This window comes from Aquabacter spiritensis, from assembly GCF_004346185.1.
GTDB classification, from domain to species: domain Bacteria; phylum Pseudomonadota; class Alphaproteobacteria; order Rhizobiales; family Xanthobacteraceae; genus Aquabacter; species Aquabacter spiritensis.
This window is the reverse complement of sequence record NZ_SMAI01000003.1, coordinates 177,952-202,443: the sequence shown is the minus strand read 5'-3', so window position 1 is coordinate 202,443 and position 24,492 is coordinate 177,952. Positions and strand designations below refer to the sequence as shown.

Annotated in this window: 25 protein-coding genes; 6 read left to right on the top strand and 19 right to left on the bottom strand. The window is 69.0% G+C overall.

Going from position 1 to position 24,492, the window contains the following annotated elements; all coding sequences use genetic code 11:
• Window positions 1-110: 110 nt before the first annotated feature.
• Window positions 111-938, top strand: a complete 828-nt coding sequence (gene pstB, locus EDC64_RS07315; protein WP_132030784.1) for a phosphate ABC transporter ATP-binding protein PstB — start codon at window positions 111-113, stop codon at window positions 936-938.
• Window positions 939-951: 13 nt separating this feature from the next.
• A complete protein-coding gene (locus EDC64_RS07310; RefSeq protein ID WP_132030614.1) occupies window positions 952-1,935 on the top strand; it encodes a zinc-dependent alcohol dehydrogenase family protein in 984 nt (327 codons plus the stop codon).
• A 7-nt stretch (window positions 1,936-1,942) separates the two neighbouring features.
• Here the strand turns inward: EDC64_RS07310 and EDC64_RS07305 are convergent, their stop codons facing one another.
• From EDC64_RS07305 to EDC64_RS23475, 12 genes are all read right to left on the bottom strand, one after another.
• Entirely contained in the window at window positions 1,943-3,568 is a 1,626-nt protein-coding gene (locus EDC64_RS07305; protein WP_132030613.1) for a UbiD family decarboxylase, read from the bottom strand.
• 93 nt (window positions 3,569-3,661) lie between these two features.
• Window positions 3,662-4,636, bottom strand: coding sequence for an ABC transporter substrate-binding protein (locus EDC64_RS07300; RefSeq protein WP_132030612.1), 975 nt, complete (start codon window positions 4,634-4,636; stop codon window positions 3,662-3,664).
• A gap of 25 nt (window positions 4,637-4,661) precedes the next feature.
• Window positions 4,662-5,456, bottom strand: a complete 795-nt coding sequence (locus tag EDC64_RS07295) for an ABC transporter ATP-binding protein (protein ID WP_245504580.1) — start codon at window positions 5,454-5,456, stop codon at window positions 4,662-4,664.
• Entirely contained in the window at window positions 5,453-6,262 is an 810-nt protein-coding gene (locus EDC64_RS07290) for an ABC transporter permease (RefSeq protein WP_132030611.1), read from the bottom strand. The genes EDC64_RS07295 and EDC64_RS07290 overlap by 4 nt, the downstream gene beginning before the upstream one ends.
• Window positions 6,259-7,233: an ABC transporter substrate-binding protein gene (locus EDC64_RS07285; protein ID WP_132030610.1), complete on the bottom strand. Its 975-nt coding sequence runs from the start codon at window positions 7,231-7,233 to the stop codon at window positions 6,259-6,261. Before EDC64_RS07285 ends, EDC64_RS07290 begins: the two co-directional genes overlap by 4 nt.
• Window positions 7,234-7,262: 29 nt before the next feature.
• Window positions 7,263-8,075, bottom strand: a complete 813-nt coding sequence (gene pcaD / locus EDC64_RS07280; protein ID WP_132030609.1) for a 3-oxoadipate enol-lactonase — start codon at window positions 8,073-8,075, stop codon at window positions 7,263-7,265.
• A 4-nt stretch (window positions 8,076-8,079) separates the two neighbouring features.
• Entirely contained in the window at window positions 8,080-8,547 is a 468-nt protein-coding gene (locus EDC64_RS07275) for an SRPBCC family protein (protein ID WP_165933671.1), read from the bottom strand.
• A 13-nt stretch (window positions 8,548-8,560) separates the two neighbouring features.
• Window positions 8,561-9,526: an amidohydrolase family protein gene (locus EDC64_RS07270; RefSeq protein ID WP_132030607.1), complete on the bottom strand. Its 966-nt coding sequence runs from the start codon at window positions 9,524-9,526 to the stop codon at window positions 8,561-8,563.
• A complete protein-coding gene (locus tag EDC64_RS07265; protein ID WP_132030606.1) occupies window positions 9,523-11,937 on the bottom strand; it encodes a xanthine dehydrogenase family protein molybdopterin-binding subunit in 2,415 nt (804 codons plus the stop codon). Before EDC64_RS07265 ends, EDC64_RS07270 begins: the two co-directional genes overlap by 4 nt.
• Window positions 11,934-12,533: a (2Fe-2S)-binding protein gene (locus tag EDC64_RS07260; RefSeq protein ID WP_132030605.1), complete on the bottom strand. Its 600-nt coding sequence runs from the start codon at window positions 12,531-12,533 to the stop codon at window positions 11,934-11,936. Before EDC64_RS07260 ends, EDC64_RS07265 begins: the two co-directional genes overlap by 4 nt.
• Entirely contained in the window at window positions 12,530-13,408 is an 879-nt protein-coding gene (locus tag EDC64_RS07255) for an FAD binding domain-containing protein (RefSeq protein WP_132030604.1), read from the bottom strand. Before EDC64_RS07255 ends, EDC64_RS07260 begins: the two co-directional genes overlap by 4 nt.
• Window positions 13,409-13,448: 40 nt before the next feature.
• Window positions 13,449-13,772: an NIPSNAP family protein gene (locus EDC64_RS23475; protein WP_165933670.1), complete on the bottom strand. Its 324-nt coding sequence runs from the start codon at window positions 13,770-13,772 to the stop codon at window positions 13,449-13,451.
• A gap of 287 nt (window positions 13,773-14,059) precedes the next feature.
• On the opposite strand from EDC64_RS23475, the gene EDC64_RS07245 reads away from it, so the two are divergent.
• The 3 genes from EDC64_RS07245 to EDC64_RS07235 are packed head-to-tail and all read left to right on the top strand — an operon-like array spanning window position 14,060 to window position 16,552.
• On the top strand, window positions 14,060-15,433 hold the full coding sequence (locus tag EDC64_RS07245) for an aminotransferase-like domain-containing protein (protein ID WP_132030602.1): 1,374 nt from the start codon (window positions 14,060-14,062) through the stop codon (window positions 15,431-15,433).
• Window positions 15,434-15,461: 28 nt separating this feature from the next.
• Window positions 15,462-15,983, top strand: coding sequence for a TIGR02444 family protein (locus EDC64_RS07240; RefSeq protein WP_132030601.1), 522 nt, complete (start codon window positions 15,462-15,464; stop codon window positions 15,981-15,983).
• Complete coding sequence (locus EDC64_RS07235; RefSeq protein ID WP_132030600.1) at window positions 15,980-16,552, top strand: UbiX family flavin prenyltransferase; 573 nt, start codon at window positions 15,980-15,982, stop codon at window positions 16,550-16,552. Before EDC64_RS07240 ends, EDC64_RS07235 begins: the two co-directional genes overlap by 4 nt.
• Before the next feature lie 8 nt (window positions 16,553-16,560).
• On the opposite strand, the gene atzD is transcribed toward EDC64_RS07235, so the two are convergent.
• From atzD to EDC64_RS07200, 7 genes are all read right to left on the bottom strand, one after another.
• The gene (gene atzD / locus EDC64_RS07230; RefSeq protein WP_132030599.1) at window positions 16,561-17,634 is read right to left on the bottom strand and encodes a cyanuric acid amidohydrolase; all 1,074 of its coding nucleotides are present in this window, start codon (window positions 17,632-17,634) and stop codon (window positions 16,561-16,563) included.
• Window positions 17,635-17,667: 33 nt separating this feature from the next.
• On the bottom strand, window positions 17,668-18,441 hold the full coding sequence (locus EDC64_RS07225) for an ABC transporter permease (RefSeq protein WP_132030598.1): 774 nt from the start codon (window positions 18,439-18,441) through the stop codon (window positions 17,668-17,670).
• The gene (locus tag EDC64_RS07220) at window positions 18,438-19,274 is read right to left on the bottom strand and encodes an ABC transporter ATP-binding protein (protein WP_132030597.1); all 837 of its coding nucleotides are present in this window, start codon (window positions 19,272-19,274) and stop codon (window positions 18,438-18,440) included. The genes EDC64_RS07225 and EDC64_RS07220 overlap by 4 nt, the downstream gene beginning before the upstream one ends.
• A complete protein-coding gene (gene allB, locus EDC64_RS07215) occupies window positions 19,271-20,716 on the bottom strand; it encodes an allantoinase AllB (RefSeq protein ID WP_245504579.1) in 1,446 nt (481 codons plus the stop codon). Before allB ends, EDC64_RS07220 begins: the two co-directional genes overlap by 4 nt.
• 10 nt (window positions 20,717-20,726) lie before the next feature.
• A complete protein-coding gene (locus EDC64_RS07210) occupies window positions 20,727-21,518 on the bottom strand; it encodes an SDR family NAD(P)-dependent oxidoreductase (protein WP_132030596.1) in 792 nt (263 codons plus the stop codon).
• A gap of 89 nt (window positions 21,519-21,607) precedes the next feature.
• Window positions 21,608-22,648: an ABC transporter substrate-binding protein gene (locus tag EDC64_RS07205; RefSeq protein WP_132030595.1), complete on the bottom strand. Its 1,041-nt coding sequence runs from the start codon at window positions 22,646-22,648 to the stop codon at window positions 21,608-21,610.
• A 23-nt stretch (window positions 22,649-22,671) separates the two neighbouring features.
• A complete protein-coding gene (locus tag EDC64_RS07200) occupies window positions 22,672-23,415 on the bottom strand; it encodes a cysteine hydrolase family protein (RefSeq protein ID WP_132030594.1) in 744 nt (247 codons plus the stop codon).
• Between the two features lie 152 nt (window positions 23,416-23,567).
• Between EDC64_RS07200 and EDC64_RS07195 the strand changes: the two genes are divergently transcribed.
• Window positions 23,568-24,491, top strand: coding sequence for a LysR substrate-binding domain-containing protein (locus tag EDC64_RS07195; RefSeq protein WP_132030593.1), 924 nt, complete (start codon window positions 23,568-23,570; stop codon window positions 24,489-24,491).
• Window position 24,492 lies beyond the last annotated feature (1 nt).

Genomic DNA, 24,492 nt, shown 5'->3' with positions numbered 1-24,492 from the left:
CCTCTTTCCGATGACACTTACGTGACGTGATCTGGCGCAACGACGCGGCGCACGCGCCCGGGCAGGATAATGGTCGACCCGTTCCGCGGAGGCCTGCCGTGTCCGTCTGTGTGCCCGTCCCGCCCGGCGCCGAAGCCAAGGGGCCGAGCGCCTTTCCCTGGAAGCCGGCCGCCGCCACCGCCCCGGTCGAGAAGATCACCGCGCGCAACATCACCTATCGCTACGGCGCGACGGTCGCGCTCTGCGACGTCACGATGCCGCTCTATCGCAATTGCGTGACGGCGATCATCGGTCCGTCCGGCTGCGGAAAATCCACGCTGCTGCGCGTGTTCAACCGGATTTTCGAGGTCATGCCCGGCCAGACGGTCGAGGGCGAGGTGATCATGGACGGGCGCAACATCCTGGCGCGCGGGGTCGACCCCATCACGGTGCGGGCCAAGGTCGGCATGGTGTTTCAAAAGCCGACGCCCTTTCCCATGTCGATCTTCGACAATGTCGCCCTCGGCATGCGCCTCAACGAGGAGCTGAAGCCCGCCGCGCTGCGGGCGCGGGTCGAGGAGGCGCTGCGCCGGGCGGCGCTGTGGGAGGAGGTCAAGGACATCCTGCCCCGGAGCGGCCTCAGCCTCTCCGGCGGCCAGCAGCAGCGTCTCTGCCTCGCCCGCACCATCGCCGTGCGGCCCGACGTGATCCTGCTCGACGAGCCCTGCTCGGCGCTCGACCCGCTATCGACCGCGAAGATCGAGGAGACGATCGATTCCTTGAAGGACGACCACACGATCGCGATCGTCACCCACAATCTGCAGCAGGCGGCCCGGGTCTCGGACTACACGGCCTTCATGTATCTCGGCCGGATCGTGGAATTCGGACAGACCGAGCAGGTCTTCATGCATCCCCGCGACGATCGCACCCAGCAATATGTCACCGGCCGGTTCGGATGAGCGCGGAGCGTCCATGTACGCGATGATGATGCGGCGGGCGCAGGCCCCGCTGGAGCCCGTGCTTCTCCCCGATCCGGTGCCCGGGCCGGGCGAGGTCCGCCTCCGGGTCGGCGCCTGCGGGGTCTGCCGGACCGACCTGCACGTGATCGACGGCGACCTGGCGGCGCCCGCGCTGCCGCTCATTCCCGGCCATGAAATCGTCGGGCGCATCGATGCGCTGGGGGACGGCGTCGACCGGTTCGCGATCGGCGAGCGGGTCGGGGTGGGCTGGCTCGGCTGGACCTGCGAGACGTGCGCCTTTTGCCGCTCGGGCCGGGAAAACCTCTGCGATGCCCCGCGCTTCACCGGCTATACCCGCAATGGCGGCTTCGCCAGCCTCACGGTCGCCGATGCGCGATTCACCTATCCGCTGGGCGAGGCCGGCAGCGATGCCGAGATGGCGCCGCTGATGTGCGCGGGCCTGATCGGCTGGCGTTCGCTGGTGTCGGCGGGCAATGCGCGGCGGCTCGGCATTTACGGCTTCGGCGCCGCCGGCCACATCATCCTCCAGGTCGCGCTCTGGCAGGGCCGCGAGGTCTTCGTCTTCACCCGGCCGGACGACCGGCCCGCGCAGGATTTCGCCCGGCGGCTCGGGGCCGGCTGGGTCGGGGGATCCGACACCCTGCCGCCCGCACCGCTCGACGCGGCGATCCTCTACGCCCCGGTCGGCGCCCTGGTGCCGGCGGCGCTGAAGGCGGTGCGCAAAGGCGGGCGCGTGGTCTGCGCCGGCATCCATATGAGCGACATTCCCGCCTTTCCCTACAGCCTGCTCTGGGAGGAGAGGCAGGTCGTCTCGGTCGCCAATCTCACCCGCACCGACGCCGCCGAATTCCTGGCGGTGGCGCGGCAGGTGAACCTGCTTCCGAAGGTGACGACCTATCCGCTCACCGAGGCGAACCGGGCGCTGGACGATCTGCGCGCCGGGACCCTCCAGGGCGCGGCCGTGCTGCTGCCGTGAGGCGGGCTCAGTCCGGCCGGAACTTGGTCTCCGGCTTCAGCCCTTCCTTCTGCTGGGCGAGGCTGATGCGGCCGTTCTCGAGATAGTCGCCGGCCACCGCCCGCGCCGCGGACGCGTCCCAATAGGGCGTCCAGTCGCCGAGCGTATAGCCGAACCAGGGCGCCTGCGGCCGCAGCGTCGGCAGGCCGATCTCCTCCCAGATGGTGCGGGCCTTCTCCATGAATTCGCGCTTCGGCAGCGCCAGCGGCGGCATGGGCGATTTCATCGTCGCGTCGATCAGGAGGGTGGAATCCTCCTCGCCATGGGTCTCGCGCTTGGGCCCATGGCCCTGGCCGCGATGCCCCAGCGTCTGGACGTCCTCGACCGGGTTGGCGCGATAGGCCATGGCCCAGAGCAGCGCGTCGGCATTGTCGGCCTCGATGTCGTCGTTCACCGCGAGGCAGATCTTGCCGCAATCGCCCTTGAAATAGGCCGCCCCGTAGAGCGCCCGCCACACCTCGGTGCGCGGCGCGTCGCGCTCCATGGTGATCACCGTCACCCGCAGCAGGCCGGTCAGCGGCTCGTGCAGCGCCACCTTCTTGACGCCGCGGATCGACAGCGTGTCGCGCAGATGGGTGAGGAACAGCGGCTCGTAGGCGACGCGCTTGATGACGCTGGATTCCGACGGCGCGACCTGGCTGATGTAAGACGGAATGACCGGCGCGCGGCGATGCGTGATCGCGGTGATGCGCATCGGCATGTTGTATTCTTCGAGCGCGACATGGCCGTGGGATTCGCCGAACGGCGCCTCCGGCTCGACCCGCGTGGTGTCGATATAGCCCTCGATCACGACTTCCGCCTCGGCGGGGACCAGGAGGTCGACGGTGCGCGCGCGCACGACATTGATCGGCTCGCCCGCGAGGCCGCCCGCGACGGTGAATTCGTCGACCCCGATCGGCAGCTTCTGCGGCCCCATGAAGGCGACATAAGGCGGACAGCCGAGCACGATGGCGCACGGCATCTCGCGGTCGCCGCGCTTCTGGTGGGCGAGATAATGCTGGTAGCCGCCGGCGCCGCCGACCCGCGTCGCCATGCGCACCACCAGCCGGTCCGGCGCCTTCAGCGCAGCGCGATAGGTGCCCATATTCTGGATCCCGGTGACGGGATCGCGGGTGATGACATTGGTCGCCGAGAGGGTGGGCGAGGAATCGAAGCCCGGGGTGGAGACCGGGATCGGCAGGCGGTCGAGTCCGTTGCCCTCCCCCGTCACCGCCGCGCCCTCGTGGACGACATCGTGGCACGGCGCCTCGTTGACGATGCGGGGCGGGATCGGATTGGCGATGGCGTGGTCCCACTTCGCCTGGATCTCCTCGACCGGGCATCCCATGCCGACGCTGTAGACGTCGCGGTTCGCCGCCATCGCGCCGACCACGACCGGGATGTCGTAGGGCCGGCCCTTGCCGTCGACGATATTGGTGAACAGGAACGCCTTGCGGTCCTTCTCCTCCATGCCGCCGACGAACTGCCAGCGCACCAGCGGATGCATCTCGCTGTCCTTGTCGATCCGGCGGTCGACGGTGACGAGCAGGTTCCTGGCGCGCAGGGCGTCGAGATGGTCGTGGAGGTCGTTATAGGCGCGCGCCGGACCGGTCATGAAACTCTCCTGCGGAACGAACGGGACAGAGCTTGAAGCGCGGCGCCGTCCCGGACGGGCGGCGCCGCCGCGCATGAGCGCTCGGGTTGGCGCTCAGGTGGCGAGGCCGCCGAGCTTGGGATCGAGGAGGAATTTCTCCGGCGCCGGGGCGGTGGTGAAGGCCTGGCCGTCCTCCGCCATGTCGGCGAGCACGGTGCGGAAGCCCGCCACGTCGATTTTCCCGGTGCGCGAATAGAGCTTCTGGGTGACGAAATAATCCTCGTAGACCGGCGCCAGGATCGCGGCGTCGCGCTTGGTGTAGATGCCGAGGATGCGGATCGCCTCCGCCTTGTTGGCGGGATCCCACAGCCAGGCATAGGCCTTCTGCAGCGCGCGGGAAGCCCGCGGGCCGGCCTCGTCGGTGCCCGCCCAGCTCTTCTTCACGACATAGAAGACGGTGGGATAGTCGCGCATGTCCTTGAAGGCGGCGAGCGGGGTGAGGCCCTGCCGGATCGCGAATTCGGCGCTCGGCTGGAACAGCACGGCGGCACCGATGCCGCCCTTCTCCAGGGCCGCCGCCTTGGCCGGCGAGGTGCCGGCGATGATGAAGCTGTAATCGCCCTTCTTCAGGCCCTTTTCCTCCAGCAGGCGCGTGGTCAGCCAGCTTTCGCTGTTGCGCAGGCCGGACAGGCCGATCTGGCGGCCCTTCAACTGCTCGATCGAGGTGACGCCGCGGGCGCCGACCAGGATCCAGTCCGCTTTGTTGGCGGGCGCGCTCATCGCGGCGATTTCGCCGGCGCCCTGCGAGACGGCGGAGACGAAGGTCTCCGGCTGGGTGGTGGCGATGTTGTACTCGCCCGAGATCGCCATCTGGACCGAACTGGCGGACCCCTGCATCACCAGGAGCTTGGGCTCGAAGCCCTCGTCCTTGTACATGCCCTTCTCATTGGCGATGAACTGCACCCAATGGATGGCGTTGCCGAGCACGACGCTGACATTGAGCGGCTGGGCCGCCCGCGCCAGAGCGGGACGGGCGACCGCGGCGGCGGCGGTGAGCGCCACGAAGGTGCGGCGGGTGATTGGCGTCATCGGTGTTTCCTCCCAATTCTTCGGGTTATTCGGAAAGGACGGCCTGGATCTTCAGTCGGATCTCTTCCTGGACCGCCTTGTCGGCATTGCGCGGCAGCTTGACGTCGTAGGCGATCTTGGCGGGGCGCCGGAGCACCACGATCCGGTCGCCGATCTGCAGCGCCTCGTTGATGGAATGGGTGATGAAGACGGCCGTCTTGCCGTTCTCGCGCACCAGGTTCGCGAATTCCGCCCGCAGCCGGTTTCCCGTCATCTCGTCGAGCGCGGAGAACGGCTCGTCGCACAGCAGGATGCCGGCATTGGTGGCGAAGGCGCGGGCGATCGACACGCGCTGGCGCATGCCGCCGGACAAAGCGTGGGGATAATCGTTCTCGTGTCCGCCGAGGCCGAGCTGGGTCAGCCAGCGCTGGGCGGTGGCATGCCGCTCGGCCTTCGGCACTTCGAGCATTTCGAGGCCGAGTTCGACATTCTGGATGGCGGTGCGCCAGGGCAGGAGCCGGTCGTTCTGGAACACGATGGCGATCTTGCCGCGGAACCAGTTGAACTCGGTGAAGGGATTGTGGCCCGACACCTCGACCTTGCCCTGGCTCGGCTCCAGCAGGCCGGCGATCATGTTGAACATGGTCGACTTGCCGCAGCCGGTCTTGCCCAGAATGGCGACCAGTTCGCCGGGGCGGATCTCGAGATTGAGGTCGTCCACGGCCTTGAACAGGTCGCCGCCGCCCATCCGTCCGAAGGTCTTGGTGACGTTCTCGAACCGGATCTCGGCCGGGCCGGCCGCATTGGCCGGAGTGGAGAGAGTGGCATCCATGGCGTTCATAGCGAGCGCTCCGAAACGGCGCGGTAGCGGAAGGCGACGGTCTCGATCAGCGTCAGCACGTACTGGACGATCAGCACGAAGAAGACGAGCTGGAGGGTCCAGGCGAGCGCACCCGCCATGTCGAAAATCTGCTGCTGCTGGAGCAGCTGGTAGCCGACGCCGCCCGTCGCGCCCACCAGTTCGGCCACCACGACGACGCGCGAGGCATTGCCGAGATTGACCTTCCAGGCGGTGAGGATTTCCGGAAGGATGGAGGGCAGCACCATCACCCGGAAGATCTTCGCCCGCGAGGGGCGAAAGCTCATCACCATTTCGACCAGGTCCTTCGGCATCGCCCTCAGCGCGCCCAGAACCTGGAAGGTGAAGGCCGGCAGCGTCGTCAGCACCATGATGAAGAAGATGCGGAACTCGATGCCGTGGAACCAGATGATCGCGAACACCACCCAGGACAGGGCGGGAATGCCCTGGAAGAAGGTGAGGATGGGCGACAGGAAGCCGTCCACCGCCTTCGAGCGCGCCATGGCCAGCGCCATGGCGGCGCCGATCACGAACGCCCCCGCCAGGCCGGCGAGGATGCGCGACACGGTGGCGAGCACGTCGACGAGCTGCGACCAGTGGGTCAGGATCTCCAGGCAGCGCCAGAAGACCGCGACCAGCGAGGGGAACAGATAAGGCGGGAAGAACAGCGACGCGATCTGCCAGGCCACCGCCATCAGAACGAAGGGCGCCGCGGTCCGGGCGATGCGCCCGAGAAGGACGGCGCCCGGCATGGCTGGCGGGCCGCCCGATAGAGTTCGGTCGGTCACTGGCGTCCTCCCTCATAGATGGTGGCGGCCGACGGGTCGCCGGGCAGGAAATCGATGCTGCGCCCGGCGGAATAGACCGCCTGGATTTCCTTCTTCACGTCGCCGGCCCAGCGCACGTTCATGCCGAGGCGGTCGTTCGCCTTGATCAGATCGGAAATCGCCTTCTGGTCGTCCGGGGTGCCCTTCGGCGCGATCAGCTTGGCGGCGTCGTCGGGATGCGCGGCGATCCAGGCGGCCGCTTCCTTATAGGCGGCGAACAGCTTGGGAATCAGCGGCTTGTTCTTCTCGACCCAGGCCGTATGCGCGGCGACGCCGAGATAGGGAATGTCCTTGGTGCCGGTGAACTTGGTCCAGCTCTCCTGGATCTTCAGATCGAGGGTGCGGATCGTCGGCTTCTTCGAGAGCAGCGTGGTATAGGCCGGCTCCCAGAGCTGGACGGCGCTTGCGCGATCCGCCAGCGCATAGCCGACGAGGCCGGGCGTCGCGGTGTTGACGACGCCGATCTTGGACGTGTCGACACCCTGCTGGCGCGCCAGCCAGTCGAACATCACCCAATTGGTCGTGCCCTTGGCGGCCGCGAGGTCCTTGCCCTCGAGATCCTTCAGGGTCTTGATCTCGGGCCGCGAGGTGACGACCGCGCCCCAATAATCGAACAGATTGAACAGATAGGTCACCTTCACGCCGCGCACGTCCGCGAGACCGACGGTGAGGAGCGCCGCGCTGCCGCCGACCTGGTATTCGCCCGAATTGAACTGGGCGGTGTAGGCGTCGGGGGTGCGCTCGGCGAAGGTGATGTCGAGGCCGTTCTTCTCGTCGAGCTTCTGCGCCTTGATCACCGGCGGCATGAAGGCGCCGAGCGAGGGCGCGCCGAACACCACGATCGACAGCTTGTCCAGGCCCTGGGCATAAGCGGGCGCGGACAGGGTGGCGGCGAGGGTCGCGGCGAGGGCGAATGTGCGTATCGTCTTCATCTGTTTCCTCCGGTTCTTCTCGTTGATCATCAGGCGAGCTTCAGGCGGGACAGAAATGCGGTCAGCGCCTCGGCGAAGGCGTCGCCCGCCTCGACCGCGCTGAGATGGGCGGCATCGAGCGTGACCAGCTCGGCGCCGGGCACGGCGGCGGCGATCTCCGCGGCGCGGGCGGGCGGCGTCGAGGGATCGTGCGCGCCGGCAATGACGAGGGTCGGGCAGGAAATCTCCCCGAGGCTCGGCAGAAGATCGGTCGCGCCGAGCAGGCCGCAGCTCGCGGCATAGCCCTCGACCGGGGTGGCGGCGATCGCCGCACCCACCTTGGCGACGCGGGCGGGCTGCGCCGCGCGATAGGCCGCGGTGAACCAGCGCGCCAAAGTCGGCTCGACCAGCGCGGCGAGGCCGTCGCGGCGGGCCCCTTCCGCCCGGTCGAGCCACATCTGGGCCGGCGGAAAATTCGCCGCGGTATTGGCGAGCACCAGCCCGGCGAGACGGTCGCCGGCATGGGCGCCGAGCCACATGCCGGTCAGGCCGCCGAGCGAAAGGCCGCAGAAGACGGCGCGCGTGATGCCGAGGGCATCCATCACGGCAAGCGCGTCGCCCCCCAGCATGGCGATGTCGTAGGGCCCCTGCGGGGCGTCCGATGCGCCGTGGCCGCGCGTGTCGTAGCGCACGATGCGGGCGTGCGGGGCGAGGCGGTCGGCGACCGCGTCCCAGGAACTCATGTCGGCGGCCAGCGAATTGCTGAACACCAGAGCCGGCTTGCCCGGCGTTCCGGAGACCTTGACGGCGAGGTGGACGCCGGGGGCGACCGCGATGCGGTGGGTGTCGGTGGCTGCGTCCATAGTCTTACTCCGCCGCCCCGAGCGCCTGGCCCGGCTCGAATTCCTTGCGCAGAGCGGTGAAGAAGCGGCCGATGAGATGCTTCGACACCGATCCGAGGATGCGCTGGCCGACCCCGGCGACGAGGCCGCCGACCTCGCCGACGCCCTGATAGGCCAGGAGGCAGGCGTCCTCCTGCGGCGTGATCTCGAACTTCGCCTCGCCATTGCCGTGGCCGAGCGAGCCGGCGCCCGACACCGTGATGCGGCAGGTGTGCGGCGGCTGCTTGTCCGACAGCGCGATCTCGCCCTCGAACGAGCCGCCCACCGCCGCGACGCGCAACTGCATCTCGACCTTGTAGGCGTCGGGCGCCGTCTCGATCATCGCCTTGCACCCGGGGATGCAGCGCGTCAGCACGGCGGGATCGTTGAGCGCCCGCCACAGGCTCTCGATGTCGGTCTGGATGGTTTCGCTTCCGGCGATGTCGAGCTTCATGGGGCGCGTCTCCTCAGAGGCCCAGCAGGCGCTGGGCGAGCCCGCCATTGATCGAGGCGCGCTCGGCGTCGCTGAACGCGGTCTCGGCGACGATCTTCAGGGGCTCCAGATCGCCGATCGGGAACGGCATGTCCGAGCCCATCATGATGCGGTCCGCGCCGACGATGTCGGCGAGATAGCGCAGGGTCCGGGGGTCCTGGACGATGGTGTCGTAATAGAGCGTCGCCAGCGCCGCGTCGGGATCGCCGAGTTTCTTGTCGAGCGTGTAGTTCCGGCGCAGCCGGCCGATGGCATAAGGCAGCGCCGCCCCGCCGATGCCGGCGACGATCTTGGCGCGCGAGAAGCGCGTGACATGGCCGGCATAGATCAGCCGCGAGAAGGCGATCATCATGTCGGTGATGCGGCCGACCGCATTCGCCATGCCGTAATCGTGCACCCGGTCGTCGCCGCTCTCGAACACCGGATGGATGAAGACGCCCATTTCCAGCGCGTCGGCCGCTTCCCAGAACGGCAGCAGCGCGGGATCGTCGAGGACGCCGCCTTTGCCCTTGGGCTGGGTGCCGATCATGGTGCCGCGGAAGCCGGCGGCGTGGGCCTCGCGCAGCACCTCGGCGGCGCGTGCGCCGTCCTGCAGCGGCACCAGGCAGAGCGGCACGAAGCGCGGCTCAGCCTTGGCGGTCTCCAGCATGTGCGCGTTGTAGAGCCGCGACCAGGCGACGCCCTCTTCGACCGGCAGATCATTGCCGAAAATGTCGAGCCAGCCGCCGACCACCTGACGCGCGATCTTGTTCTCGTCCATCCATTTCAGGCGCGCGGGCAGATCGCTGAGGCCCTTGGAGACCGGGCGGGTCGGCTTGCCGCCGGCAAAGGCGAAGCCGCCCTCTTCCGTGATCCGGACCGAGGGGAATTTGTCGGCCTGCGACTTGATGGCGTCGACCAAAGTCGGCGGGACGAGATGGGCGTGGGCGTCGATGATCATGCGGATGTCTTCTCTTGGCTCTGTTTGGCGCGCGCGGCCGCAACCGCGTCGCTGATGGCAAAGATGCGGATCGGCAGCTTGTCGAAGGCGATGCCGAGGGCGTCGACGGCATCGTTCAGGGCGCCGGAGATGGCCGCCGGGGCGCCGAGATAGCCGCTCTCGCCCGAACCCTTCTGGCCGAACACGGTGAAGGGCGAGGGCGTGACGTGGTGAACGATCTCGACGGCCGGCACCTCGTGCGAGGAGGGCAGGAGATAGTCCATGAAGCTCTGGGTCAGGAGCTGGCCCTCGTCGTCATAGACGAACTCCTCCAGCAGCGCCGCGCCGATGCCGTGGGCGATGCCGCCGAGCGTCATGCCCTTGACGATGTGCGGATTGATCACCGTGCCGCAATCGTGGCCGATCACGTAGCGGCGGATCTCCGGCTTGCCGAGCACGGGGTCGAGCGCGATCAGCACGACGTGGAATTCGAACGAGTGGCAGGGATACATCTGCACCCGCCCGTCCTCCGGCAGCTTGGTCGCGGTCGGCACCTGCATGACGTGGGTGACCGCGAGGCCCGGCTCGGTGTCGGGCGGCAGGAGATGGAAGTTGCGGTGGGCGATGTTGACGATGTCGGCCCAGTCCAGGCGCCGGCCGCTCGCCGGATCGCTCACCGCGCCGGTCTCGTAGCGCGCCGCCTCGGGCGCGATGCCGAACTGGAAGGCGGCGATCGCCACCAGCTTGGCCTTCAGCTTCTGCGCGGCATGGAAGCAGGCGCCGCCGAGCATGATGGCCATGCGGCTGCCGACCGGGGAATTGGACGGCAGGCTCTCCAGCGTGTCGGGGCGCACCACGCGGATGCGGTCGGGATCGATCTCCAGCACCTCCGCCACCACGGTCGCGGCCAAGGTCTCGTGGCCCTGGCCGGAGGAGGTGGTGTGGATGGTGACGGTGACGAAGCCCGGCCCGTCGATGGTGATGCGGGCCGAATCCATCCAGGTCGTGGTGGTGTTCTTCTCGTTCAGCAGCGGCTCGAACGAGGAATTGCCGCCCGAGGGTTCGAGGCAGGCGGCGATGCCGATGCCGGCGAGCAGGCCGGAGGCGCGCAGCCGGTCGCGTTCCGCAAGCAGGCCGTCATAATCGACGTGCGCCAGCACCTTCTCGACCACCGTGTGATAGTCGCCGCTGTCGTAGCGCGTGCCGCTCGGGATGAGATAGGGGAACTCCTCCTTGCGGATGAAATTGCGCCGCCGCGCCTCGACCCGGTCGAGGCCGCAGGCGCGCGCCACCTTGTCCATCGCGGTTTCGATGGCGTAATTGGTCGGCGACTGGCCGAAGCCGCGCACCGCCTCCTGCACCGCCTTGTTGGTCGTGACCGACTGCGCGCGATAGGCGACGCTCTGGATCTTGTAGGGCCCGACGATGGCGCCGATCGGCTTGCCGAGCTGGAACGGCGCGCGCCCGGCATAGGCGCCGGCATTGTCCAGAGCGCGCATCTTCATCGACTTGATGATGCCGGCCTCGTCGAAGGCGACGTCGACGTCGAAGATCCGCTCCGGGCCATGGGCGTCGCCGGAGCGCATATTCTCCAGCCGGTCTTCCAGGAAGCGCACCGGCCGGTTCAGCCGGCGCGAGAGATAGCCGACCAGCACGGTGTGCTTGATGCCGCGCTTCACGCCGTAGGAGCCGCCGACATCGACATCCTGATGCACCCGCACCGCATTGGTGGGGATGCGCAGCGCGCGCGAGATCTGGTCGGAATATTTCGGCATCTGGATCGAGGCCCAGACGTCGAGCATGTCGCGCCAGGGATCCCAGGAGGCGACGACGCCGAAGGTCTCGATCGGGACGGTGGAATTGCGCCCCCAGGTGACGCGGAACGACAAATGCCGCGGGCTCTCGGCGAAGTGGCGGTCCACCTCGCCCCACACGAACTGCCGGTCGAGCAGGATGTTGGAGCCGTGCTCGGGATGGACCGGCGGGCTCGCCGGGTCGAGGGCCTCTTCCGCCTTGGTGAGATAGGCCAGCGGTTCGTAGACGACGCGCACCTTCTCGGCGGCGTCCTCGGCCAGGGCGCGGCTGTCGGCCACCACCGCGGCGACCCATTCGCCGGCATAGCGCGTGCGGCCCACCGCCAGCGGGTAGCGGCGGACATTGGGCGTGTCGAGGCCGTTCATCAACTGATCGACACCGCCGGCCAGCTCCTCGCCGGTCAGCACGTAATGCACGCCCGGCAAAGCGAGCGCAGCGCTGGCATCGATCGAGACGATGCGGGCGGCCGGGTGCTGCGAGGCGACCATGGCGACGTGCAGCATGCCCTCGAGCGCGATGTCGGCGACATAATGGCCGCGGCCGGCGACGAAGCGCCGGTCCTCGCGCACGCGGCGATTGGCGGAGACGAAGCGGAACTGGGACGGGGCTTCGGTCATGGCCGGCCTCCATGCGGCATGTCGGCATCCGCGGCTTCGAGGATGCCGGCGCCCGGCGCGTCCTCGCCGGCGTCGGGATCGACATGCGGGGCGCCGATCTGCGGCGGGCGCACGCCGCGCGGCGTGTTGGCCGTGCGCAGGCGCTCGGCGGCGAGCGCGATCGCCTCGACGATCTGGCCATAGCCGGTGCAGCGGCAGATATTGCCCGAGATCGCCTCGACGATGGCGGCGCGGTCCGGGCTGTCCTCGCGCGCCAGCAGCGCATGCGCCGCCAGCACCATGCCCGGCGTGCAGAAGCCGCATTGCATGCCGTGGGTCTCGCAGAACGCGTCCTGGATCACCGAGAGTTCGCCCGGCGCCGGCGCCATGCCCTCGATCGTGGTGATGTCGTAGCCGTCCGCCTGGCAGGCGAACATCAGGCAGGAGCGGGCCGGGGCGCCGTCGATCAGGACGGTGCAGGCGCCGCACACGCCGTGCTCGCAGCCGGCATGGGTGCCGGTGAGCTGAAAATCCTCGCGCAGCGCGTCGAGCAGGGTCTTGCGCGCCTCGACCTCGGCCGTGCGCGCGGTGCCGTTGATGGTGAGTTCGACCTTCACCGGCCGCCCTCCTTTGCTTGGATGTTGGCCGCTGCGTCGGCGATCGCCCGGGCGCCGAGCGTCACCGCGACGCGGCGGCGATAGTCGGCGCTGGCATGCAGGTCGCTGGTCGCCTCGAGCGCGGCGGCCGCGGCATGGACCGCCGCCGCGACCGTGGCCGCATCGAGCGCGGTGCCGATCAGGCCGGAGACGTCGAGCTTCACGGGCCGGTCGCCCACCCCGCCAATGCCGAGCGCGATCCGCGTGCAGCGGCCCTCGGCATCGCGCGCGACCTGGGCCGCGGCGGAAACGAAGGCGAAGTCGGACCGGCGGGCGCTGATCTCGTGGAACGCGGCGCCGATGCGGGCCTCGTCCCAGACCGGAAAGCGCACCGCGGTCAGGATGCCGCTCGGGGGGACCGCCGTGATCATCGGGCCGATGAAGAAATCGTCCGCCAGCATCGGCATGGGGCCGCTTTCGTCCTCGACCACGATCTCGGCATCGAGGGTGACGGCGACGAGGGGGATTTCCGCCGAAGGATCGGCATTGGCGCAGGAGCCGCCGACCGTGCCGCGGGTGCGGGTCGGGGGATGGCCGACCCAGGGCAGAGCGGCGGCGAGCAGCGGCAGATCGCGCGCCACCAGCGCCGAGCGCTCGGCCTCGACCTGGCGGGTGGTCGCGCCGATCACCAGCACGTCGCCATCGCGGGCGATGCCGGACAGGCCCGGCATGCGGGCGATGTCGACCAGGGTCGAGGGACGGGCGAGCCGCATCGCCAGCATGGGCACGAGGGTCTGCCCGCCGGCGATGACGCGCGCATCCTCCTCGGCGGCGAGGACCGCACAGGCCTCACCCAGAGTGGTGGGCCGAACATAGCGAAAGGGTGCCGGTTTCATCTGACGTCCTCAAAGCGGGCGACTGGCCCGCCGCTTCGGTTCAACCGAGGAGGAGGCCGGCCGCGGCCGGCGCGAGGACCGAGACGGTCTGCGAGGCGAGCAGCGGGCCATCGACCTCGCTCGCCGCCTTCACGGCCTTCCAATCCGGATCGGCGCCGAACGACGCCCACCCCTTGGTCCGCGCGGCTTCGTCGGCGAAGCGGGTGATATAGGTCATCCGGCCGTCTTCCTCGGGGGCCGTGAAGACGCCGAGCAGCTCGATCCCGTGCTTGGGCAAACGGGGCACCACCTCGGTCAGGAAGCGCTGGCGCATGGCTTCGGCGCGCCCCTCCGCCGCCTGATACACCCGGATTTCGTACAGCATGGGCGTGCTCCCGATTGGACCGGCGTCGGTGCGCCGCGATTGATTGGGACGATACAAGTTCAAAAGACACCTCGTCAACAATTGAGATAAGCCAATTTGGTAATTTGACTTATATGAATATGATGCAATGCAAAGATTTTTGCTGCGCCGCACCATGAATGTCCTATTTTTCGAGGTAATTCCGCGCGGAAGCATCATTTTGCGTGTGCAAACCCGTCTCCTTTGCCGTGCCATATTGCAACAATTCACGGATTGCACTATTCGCTGGAGAAGAAACCGGGTGAAGCATGACCGATTGGGTTCCCTCCCTCTCCGCGCAGCGCGGGCCGCGCTATGTGGCGATCGTCGACCAGCTCGAGGAAGACATCACCGCCGGTCGCGTGAAGCCCGGGACCCGCCTGCTGCCTCAGCGCGACATGGCCGAGCGCCTCGGCCTCAGCGTCGGCACGGTCTCGAAGGCCTATGCGGAGGCCGAGCAGCGCGGGCTGATCTCGGGAGAGGTCGGGCGCGGCACTTTCGTCCTGCGGCGCAAGGCGCCCGCCAAGAGCGAGGAGCGCAGCGCCGGCCACAGCATCAATCTCGCATTGAACGTCCCGCCCTCGACCGGCGAGGCGGACGTGATCGCCGCGACGCTGGCCGAAATCGTCGCCGAAGGCGAGATGGAGGGGCTGCTGGGCTATCTGCCCCACCAGGGACGGCGCGACCATCGGGAAGCGATCGCGTCCTGGCTCGCGATCCACGGCATGGCGGCCGACCCGGACCGCCTGTTCATCACCCACGGCGCCCAGCACGCACTGTCGATCGCCCTCGCTCTGGTCGCGGCGCCCGGCGACCCGGTACTGACCGAGACCCTGACCTATTCGGGCATGCTGGCGCTGTCGGCGCAGTCGGGCTACCGCCTGCACGGCGTGGCGATGGATTCGGACGGCCTTCAGCCCGAGGCGCTCGACCGCGCATTCCGCGAGACCGGCGCCCGCGTGCTCTATTGCATGCCGACCCTCCAGACCCCCACCGGCACCTTGATGCCCCAGGAGCGGCGCCTCGCCATCGCCGACATCCTGCGGCGCCACGACGCCTTCCTGCTGGAGGACGACGCCTACGCCTTTCTGCTGCCGGTCCCGGCGCGCCCGCTTTCCGCGTTGGTGCCGGAGCGCAGCTTCTATGCGGTGAGCCTCGCCAAATGCCTCGCGCCCGGGCTCCGGATCGGCGCCATGATCGCCCCGGACACGTTCCGCGACCGCTGCATCAACGGGCTGCGCGCCACCGGCTGGATGGCCGTGCCGGCCATGGCCGAGACGGTCTCCCGGCTGATCCAGAATGGCGGCCTCGCCCGCCAGGTCATGCTGAAGCGCGAACGCGCCGTGGCCCGCGACGACGTGGTGCGCCGCGTCCTGAAGGGCTGGCTGCCGCACCGCGCCGGCCCGCCCTGTTTCCATGTCTGGCTGCCGCTGCCGATGGGCCGCACTCTGACGGCTTTGGTCGCCCAGGCGGCCCAGGCGGGAATCACCCTCGCGCCGCCCGGTGCGCTGCGCCCGCACGATCCCGCCAGCCTCGGCGTGCGCCTGTGCCTCGGCGCGGCGGCGAGCGAGGCGGAACTGGAGACGGCGGTGGTGGAGCTGCGCTCGATCCTGGAACGCGCCGAAGCCATTTCGCTCGTATGATCGCGGCGACGACCTGCGGAGCGACCGCATGACCGAGGACCATTCCCGCCTGAGAGACTATGCCGTCGCGCTCTATGGCCGCGCGGGGGTCTCGGCCGCCTGCCTCCTGCTGCAGGAGCGCACCGGGCTCGACGTCAATGTGCTGCTGTTCGCCGCCTGGATGGGCGCGGCGCGCGGCCACGCGCTCGCCCCGGCGGAGGCCGGGCAGGCGGAGGCCCTGGTGCGCGACTGGCACCGGGAGGTGGTCCGGCCGCTGCGCGCCGTGCGCCGCCGCCTCAAGACCGGGCCGGCGCCGGCCCCCTCGGAGGCGACCGCCCGGCTGCGCGAAAAGCTTCAGGGGCTCGAAATCTCCGCCGAACTGGTCGAACTGGACGAGCTGGGCCGTTTCGGCGAAGCCCTCGCGCCGGCGGCCCCCGACGGCGCGGGCCGCGACAAAGCCGCCGCCGGCATGATAGCCGTCGTCGCGGCGGCCGCGGGCCGCGCCCTCGAGACAGAAGAGAAGGACGCCGTGGACATCATCGCCCGCGCCGCCGGGAGCGCCCCGGCATGAGGCGGCTCATCGTTGCCATCACCGGGGCCTCGGGCGCCATTTACGGCATCCGCGCGCTGCAGCTTCTGCGCGACGTTCCGGACGTGGAGACCCATGTCATCCTCACCCCCGCCGGGCTGCGGACCATCGCCGAGGAAACCGACCACAGCGCCGAGGAGGTCCGCGCGCTCGCGGACGCGCTCTACAATCCCAAGGATATCGGCGCCGCTCTGTCCTCCGGCTCCTTCATCACCGCCGGCATGCTGGTCGCGCCCTGCTCGATCAAGACGCTGAGCGGCATCGCCAATTGCTACAATGACGAGCTGACCGCGCGGGCCGCGGACGTCTGCCTGAAGGAAAGGCGGCGGGTCGTGCTGCTGCTGCGCGAGACGCCGCTGCACGCCGGCCATATCGCCTTGATGGCGCAGGCGACGCAGAGCGGGGCGATCATCATGCCGCCGGTCCCCGCCTTCTATCACCGTCCGACGAGCCTCGACGACATCGTCAATCAGACCGTGGCGCGCGCGCTCGATCTGTTCGACATCCGCCTTAAGCTGACCAAGCGCTGGCGCGAGACCGAAGCGGACTGACCCTTTGGTCAGAGCGGGCGCGGCGCGATCAGCGCGACCGGCCCGCCGCCATCGGGCCCCTGATGCTCGGCGCCGCCCGAGACATAAAGCTCGGTGTGCCCGACCAGCCCCGCCAGAACCCCGCCGACAAAGGCGCGGGCATGGCGGGTCGCCGATATGTCGCTGTCGTCCAGCATGGTGTGACGCCGCCCGCGGATCGCCCCGCTGCGGCTCGCTTCGGCCTTCGCCAGAACCACGATCTGGTCGCCGGCTCCGTCCGGGGACAGGCCGAGCGCCGCCAGAGCCGCCTTGACCGGCGCGACGTCGATCGCATCGGCCATGACGCCGTGCGCGATGGCGAGCCGCCCGGACCAAACCGGGGACATGCCGAGCACCACGACTTCGTGCCCCATCAGTTCGATGCCGCTGGAACAGCTCGCCCGGCCCGACCACAAGCCGGCATCGGTGCCGATCGCCGCATCCGCGAGATCCCCGTGCGCCACTTCGCCGAGCGCCAGGGCGATGCCGAGCGCGCTCGCCGCCCGCGACAGGCCCATTGATTTCAGCGTGTCGGTGGTGGCGACCGAGGCCCCCCGCGCCTGCGCCGCGCCGATCCGCGCCGCGGTCAGAAGCGGGCATTTGACCTGGACGAAATGCACGGCGTGCGGATCGGCAATATCGGCCGCCGCCATGGCGCGCCGGACCGCGTCCGCCACCTGCTCCACCTGCCCCATCCGCCCGAGATGCTCCGGCGCGAGCGCGGCGGTATGGGCGCGGCCGATGGCCAGCGCCGGCCCCGGCTCCGCCATGCCCTCGCCGCGTTCGAGCACCAGCCAATGGGGCGAGAGGCCGCCCTCGGTGCCGCCCGACATGACGAGGCACACCTCGCGCGCCGCGGCGCCGACATGCCGCTCCAGCATCGCGCCGAGCGACTGGGCCGCGAAGCCGCGCGAAAAATCGTTGACGCAGCCATTGCCCTCGGTCTTGCCGAAGATCGCGAGGATCCCCTCGGGGCGGATGTCGCCGCGCGCGATCGCGGTCTCGAGGCCGGCGACGTCGTCCGGCGCCGACGCGGAAATGCGGGTAACCTTGGCGATGGGCATGGGGGCTCTCTTCGAATGGCGCAGGCCCGGCGGTCAGCCGAGCGCGAACTCGTCCTTCCGCTTGGCCCAGCCGATCACCCGCCCCTCGATCAGGGAGAAGATGGCGTAGAGGCCGACCCCGAGCAGCGCCAGAACCAGAAGGCCGGCGAACACCAAGGGCACGTCGAAGGAGGAGGAGGCGATCATCATCAGATTGCCGATGCCGAGATTGGAGGCCACGGTCTCGGCGATCACGGTGCCGACGAAGGCGAGCGTCACCGACACTTTCAGCGAGGCGAAGAAATAGGGCATGGCGCGCGGCAGGCCGACATTCATCAGGATGTCGAACTTGCTGGCGCGCAGCGCCTTCATCACGTCCTCCAGCTCCGGCTCGGTGGTGGCGAGGCCGGTCGCGACGTTCACGACGATCGGAAACAGGCTCATGATCATCGCCGTGAGCACGGCCGGCACGGTGCCGGCGCCGAACCACAGGACGAAGATCGGCACCACCGCCACCTTGGGGATCGAGGAGAAGCCGATCAGAAGCGGGTAGCCGACATCATAAGCGAGGCGCGAGGAGCCGATCAGCGCGCCGATCAGCACCCCGGAGACGATGCCGAGGGCGAAGCCGACGAGGGTCGTGTACAGGGTCTGGAGCGTGTGCGGCCAGATCGCGGGCGCGCGCTCCCACAGGGTGAACAGGATCTGGGTCGGCCGCGGCAGCACGATCTCCTTGATGTGGAAGACGATGCAGGCCAATTCCCAGAGCACGAAGAAGCCGACGATGACCGCGGCGGATTGCAAATGACGGCGCCAGCCGGGTGTCATGCGGGGATCTCCTGAAGATCGGCCGCGGCGGCATCGCCCCGCGCCGAGACGATCCGTTCGCGCAGCCTTTGGGTCAGCGCCACGAAACCCGGCTCGTAGGTCATCTCGATGGTGCGGGGGCGGGGGAAGTCGACGAAGCTGTCCTCGACGATGCGCCCCGGCCGGGCGCGCATCACGCAGACCCGGGTCGCGAGAAAGCTCGCTTCCTTCAGATCGTGGGTGACGAGCAGCACGGTCGGCCGCCGGTCCATCCACAATTCCTGGAGAATCCCCCACAATTCCTCGCGGGTGAACTGGTCCAGCGCGCCGAACGGCTCGTCCAGCATCAGCAATTGCGGATCGTGGATCAGCGCGCGGCACAAGGAGGCGCGCTGCAGCATGCCGCCGGAGAGCTGCCAGGGAAATTTGTCGCCGAAGCCGGACAGGCCGACCTGGGCGAGCAGCGCGTCGGCCCGGTCGCGGAACTCGCCGCGCCGCTTGGCCCGGAACTCCTGCCGGAACGGCGGGACGATCTTCAGCGGCAGCATGACATTGTCGCGGATCGACAGCCAGGGCAGCAAGGTCGGGTTCTGGAACGCCATGCCGACCCGCACCGGCTCGGCGCCGACCTCGCGGCCGGCGACGAAGACCCAGCCCGACGACGCCGGGATGAGGCCCGTCACGAGCTTCAGGATGGTCGACTTGCCGCAGCCGGACGGCCCGACCAGAGCGACGAAATCGCCCTTGGCGATGGAAAGGTCGGTCTTGCCCAGGGCCGCGACCCTCCGCTCGCCCCGGCCATAAGCGAGGGTGACGTCCTGGAGCTGGACGAAGGCGCGCGCATCCTCGGTCATTCCGCCGCCTCCGGGCGCTGCGCCGTCACCGCCGCGAGGCTCTGGTCTTGGTGGCGCGGCTGGGCGGGGGGCATGGATTGGAGCGGGTGGACGGAGCGCCCGAAGCCCGCGCTGCCGGGGACCAGCGCCCGGTCGCGCATCACGAAGCGGCCGCGCACCATGGTATGGACCGGCAGGCCGGTGACGGCACGCCCGTCCCAGGGCGAGATCTTGGAGCGGGACTGCAGATCGGCATCGCGCAGCGTCCAGCGCCGCGCGAGATCGACAAAGGCGAAGTCCGCGTCCGCGCCCACCGCCACCGCCCCCTTGCGCGGGTGGAGGCCGAAGACCTTGGCCGGGTTCTCCGCGCTCCAGCGGACATAATCGCACACCGAATAGTGCCCCTGCGCGACCCCGCTCAGCATCAGCGGCATCTGGCTCTCGACGCCGGGAAAGCCGCAATCGACCGCCCAGATGTCGGCGCGGGTCTTCTCCTCGGGGGTGTGGGGGGCGTGGTCGGTGGCGATCATGTCGATCGTGCCGTCGCGCAGCGCCGCCCAGAGCGGGCCGTGATTGTCGGCCTCGCGCACCGGCGGATTGACCCGGATCACGCCCCCGCAGCGGGCATAATCCGCGGTGCCGAGGAGGAGATAATGCGGGCAGGTCTCGCCCGTGACGTCGACGCCGCGCGCCCGCGCATCGCGCAGCGGCGCGAGTTCGGCGGCGGAGGAGATGTGCAGGACATGGATCCGCGCCCCGGTCCATTCGGCGAGGATGGCGGCGCGCGCCACCGCCTCCACCGCCACCACCGCCGGGCGCGAGGCGAGATGGGCGAGCGGGTCGCTGCGGCCGGACGCGGCGAGGCGCGCCTGGCGCCGCTCCATGATCGAATTGGTCTCGGCGTGGAGCGCGATGCGCAGGCCGGTCGGCGCGACGCGCTCGAACGCCTCCAGCATCGCCCCGGTCGAGGGCGAAGGGATCCGCCCGAACGTGTTGCCCATATAGAGCTTGAAGCCGATGATGCCGCCCGCGATCAGATCCGGCAGGTGATCGAGGCTCTCTTCGCCCAGCACGGCATAGAGCCCGTAATCGACGCAGGCCTTGGCCGCGGCGACGGCATGCTTCTGCGCCAGCGCCGCGCCGGTGGCGACGGTCGGCAGGGTGTTGGGCATGTCGAAGACGGTGGTCACGCCGCCGAACGCGGCCGCGGCCGTGCCGCTTTCGAAATCCTCCTTGTGGGTGTAGCCGGGATCGCGGAAATGCACGTGCACGTCGATCGCGCCGGGCAGGATGTGCAGGCCGGCGGCGTCGAAGGTCTCCCGCGCCGGCGGCATCGCGTCCGCCGCGCCCACCGCCACGATGCGCCCGTCGCGCACCGCCACGCAGGCCTCGGACACCTCGTCCGGCGTCACCACGCGCCCGTTCCGGATGAGGAGGTCGGCCTCCCGCGCCATCGCATTCATCGCCCCGTCCTCACAGCATCGCCCAGCCGCCATCGACCGGGAGGTCGATGCCGGTGAGCTGGCGCGACACGTCGCTGGCGAGGAAGAGGCAGGCATTGGCCACGTCCGCGTCCGTCGTCACGCGCCGCAGCGCATAATCCTCGGCATGGCGCCGCATCGCCTCCTCGACCGTGATGTTCTGCTTGCGGGCCATGTCGGCGCAGACCTTGTCGCGGAAGCGCGGGCCGTCGACCATGCCCGGCGCGACGCAATTGACGTTCACATTGGACGGCCCGACCTCCAGGGCGAAGCTCTTGGTGATGCCGCGCAGGCCCCATTTGGAGGCCGAATAGGCCATCCGCCCGGCCCGGCCGCGCAGCCCAAACGTGCCGCCCACATTGACGATCTTGCCGTATTTCTGCGCCACCATGAAAGGCAGGACGGCGCGGATGGTGTGGAAGCAGCCGTTCATGTTGAGCGTGACGATCTCGTCGAACTCCTCCGGCGTCGTCTCCATGCCGCTCTTGCCGATCGGCCCGGAGCCGCCGGCGACATTGACCAGGATGTCGACGCCGCCAAACGTCTCCACCGCGCGCGCCACCGCCGCCTCGCAGGCCGCCGCATCGGTGAGGTCGCAAGCGGTGACGAGCGCCTCGGCGCCCGTCCTGCGGACCTCCTCGGCCACCGGCGTGATCGCCGCGACGTCTCGGCCGACCAAGACGAGGCGGCAGCCCTCCGCCGCGAAGGCCCGGGTGACCGCGGCGCCCATGCCCTTGGCCGGGCCGGTGATGATCGCGACGCGATCCTTGAGATTGAGATCCATTTTATGTCCGGTCTTCGGGGTTCCGGTGTCGGGTGGCGCCACGGCCGGAGCCGGCCGTGGTCCCGTGGTGCAAGTGGATGCCGGCCGGCTCAGAACAGCGACTTCGGCAGATCGGCGACCGGCGGCAGGAAGGCCGGCGTGAAGATCTGATCGACCTTCGGCGTGGTCGGCAGATTGTTGGCGTCCACCAGAATGTCGATCGCCAGTTTCAGCCGCGCCGGATCGACATTGCCGAGGCCGATCTTGGCGATCTCGGGATGGTTCATCTCGGCCTTCAGGGTGGCGTCGAGCCGCTCGCGCTCGACCGGAACCTTGATCAGCGGCTCGCGCTTGGCGACCGCCGCGACCGCCGCGTCCGGGTCCTTCAGCATGTCGATCACGCCCTTGTTGAGCGCGCGGAGGAAGCCCTTGATCGCCTCGGGCTTGGATTTCACCAGGTCCGACGAGACGATGATCCCGTTGGAATAGAGATCCATGCCGTATTCGCCGAAATTGATGTAGCGCAGCTTGTCCTCGCCGACCCCGATCATCTTGGCGGAGAAGCGGATCGTATTGACGTAGCCGAACACGCCGTCGACCTGCCCCTGCATCAGCATCTGCTCGCGCAGATTCGGCTGCATATTGGTGATCTTGATGGTCGTGCAGTCGATCTTGGCGAGCTTGCAGAAAGCGGGGAACAGCTTCAGCGCACCGTCATTGGCAGCGCCGCCGAGCGTCTTGCCTTCCAGATCCTTCGGCGTCTTGATCGGGCTGTCCGCTTTCACCGCGATGGTGAAGGGCGGCTGGTTGAACATCACATAGACCGCGATCGGCGCATCGACGGGCTTCTTCGCGACCAGCTCGATCAGCGCATTGATGTCGCCGAAGCCCATGTCATAGGTGCCGTTCGCGACCAAAGGCACGGCCGCGCCGGAGCCGTTGCCCTGGTCGAACGAGACGTCGAGGCCCTCGGCTTTGAAATAGCCGCGGTCCTGGGCCAGGAAGAACATGCCCTGCGGCCCCTGATACTTCCAGTTGAGCACGACTTTCAGCTTGGTGTCGGCATGCGCCGGCGCGCCGGCGAGCGCGCCGCCGGCCAAGCCGAGAACGAGCCCCAAGGCGAGGCGTCGGGTAAGGGTTCGAAGCGTCATGGTGCGGGATCCCGTCTGGTTTGTTATTGGTCGGCGGAAGCGGGGGCGAGCGCGGCCATCAGGTCGGCGCTGGTGAGCGTGACGCCGTAGAGCAGGCGCACGAGGTAATGGATCGCCTCGGTGACATAGGCCGGCGAGCCGGTGGTACAGGCATCCTCCACCATCAGGCAGCCATAGCCGAGGAAGCTCGCGTCGCAGAGACTGGAGAAGACGCAGCGGTCTGTGTTCACGCCGGCGAACAGCAGGGTGTCGATGCCGCGGTTGCGCAGCACGGTGTCGAGTTCGTTGTCGTGGAAGCCCGAGAGCCGGTGCTTGTGGACGATCAGATCCGCCGGGTCCGGCACCAGTTCGTCGACCAATTGCGCGCCCCAGTCGCTCGCCACCAGGATGCGGCCGCGGCCCGCCGCCCCCGGATCGGCATAGACCGGACGGGTGCCGCAGGCCGACGCCTTTTCGATCCAGGGGTGGGAGAGTTCGGCGCGGTCAGCGCGCACGCCCCAATTGAGCCAGACGACCGGCAGGCCGGCGGCCCGCGCCGCGCCGGTGACGGCGATGAGCTGCGGGATGATCGCCGCCAGCGGCGCCGGATCGAAGCCGAGGCGGGGAAACCAGCCGTCGGGATGCAGAAAGTCGTTCTGCATGTCGACGACGATGAGCGCGGTGCGCGCGAGGTCGATCTCGGCGCGCTGCGGCTTGGCGTCGAGGGTGACACGGCGCGGCGGGGGCACGGGGCGCACGAAGCTGAGGACGGCATCGGGGGAGGACATGACACTGCGTTCCAGCCTTGGGGGACGTCGCGAGCTTAGCCGACACCCGGACGAGAGCGAGACTGGCCCGAAAGACTGATGCGATCTATTGCCGTTTTTCGTCCTCGCTGTAGCCTGTTCGGCTACGACCTTCGATCGGGGAGCCGGACGCCGTGCGTCATCTGCGATTCCTGCGCTACATGGACGAAGTGGCCCGCACCGGATCCATCCGGCGCGCCGCGGGCCGGCTCAACGTGACGCCCTCGGCCCTCAACCGCCGCATCATGGATCTCGAGGAGGAACTCGGCCTCAAGCTGCTGGAGCGGCGGGCACGCGGCGTCGATCTCACCGCCGCCGGCGAGGTGTTCGTGAGCTATATCCGCGAGCAGCTGAACGATGCCGAGCGGATGCGCTCGCAGCTCGAAGACCTGCGCGGGCTGCGGCGCGGCACGGTGCGCATCGCCTGCAGCCAGGCGCTGGCCCACGATTTCCTGCCGCAGGAGGCGGCGGCGTTCCGCAAGCGCTATCCGCTGATGAATTTCGAGGTGATGGTGGCGGACCACGAGCATGCCGTGGCCCTGCTGATCGCCTATGAGGTGGACCTCATCCTGGTGTTCCGCCCGCCTTTCGTCGCCGGCATGCGGCCTTTGATGACGCTGCCGCAGCGGGTTGTCGCGCTGATGCCGGCCGACCATCCGCTCGCCGCCAAGGCCAAGGTCCGGCTCGCCGACTGCACCGGCTACCCCCTCGCTCTACCGGAACGCTCGACCGGCGGCCGGCAAATGATCGAGGAGCAGATTTCGCGCTCGGGGCTGCGCTTCTCGGTCGCCGCCCAGTCCAATTCCTTCGAATTGCTGCGCGGGCTGGTGGCGCATTGCGGCATGATCTCGTTCCAGATCCAGATCGGTGCCCTGCCCGAGGCGATGCCCGCCGGGATCGTGGTCCGGCCGATCGACGAACGCGACCTCTCCTCGGCCGATCTGGTGCTCGGCCAATTGCGCGGCCGCAACCTGCCGCTGGCCGGTGCGCAATTCGCGGAACATCTGACCACCGTGCTGCGGGCCCGCACCGAGCACGCGGCGGGGGCGGCGGGGTAGA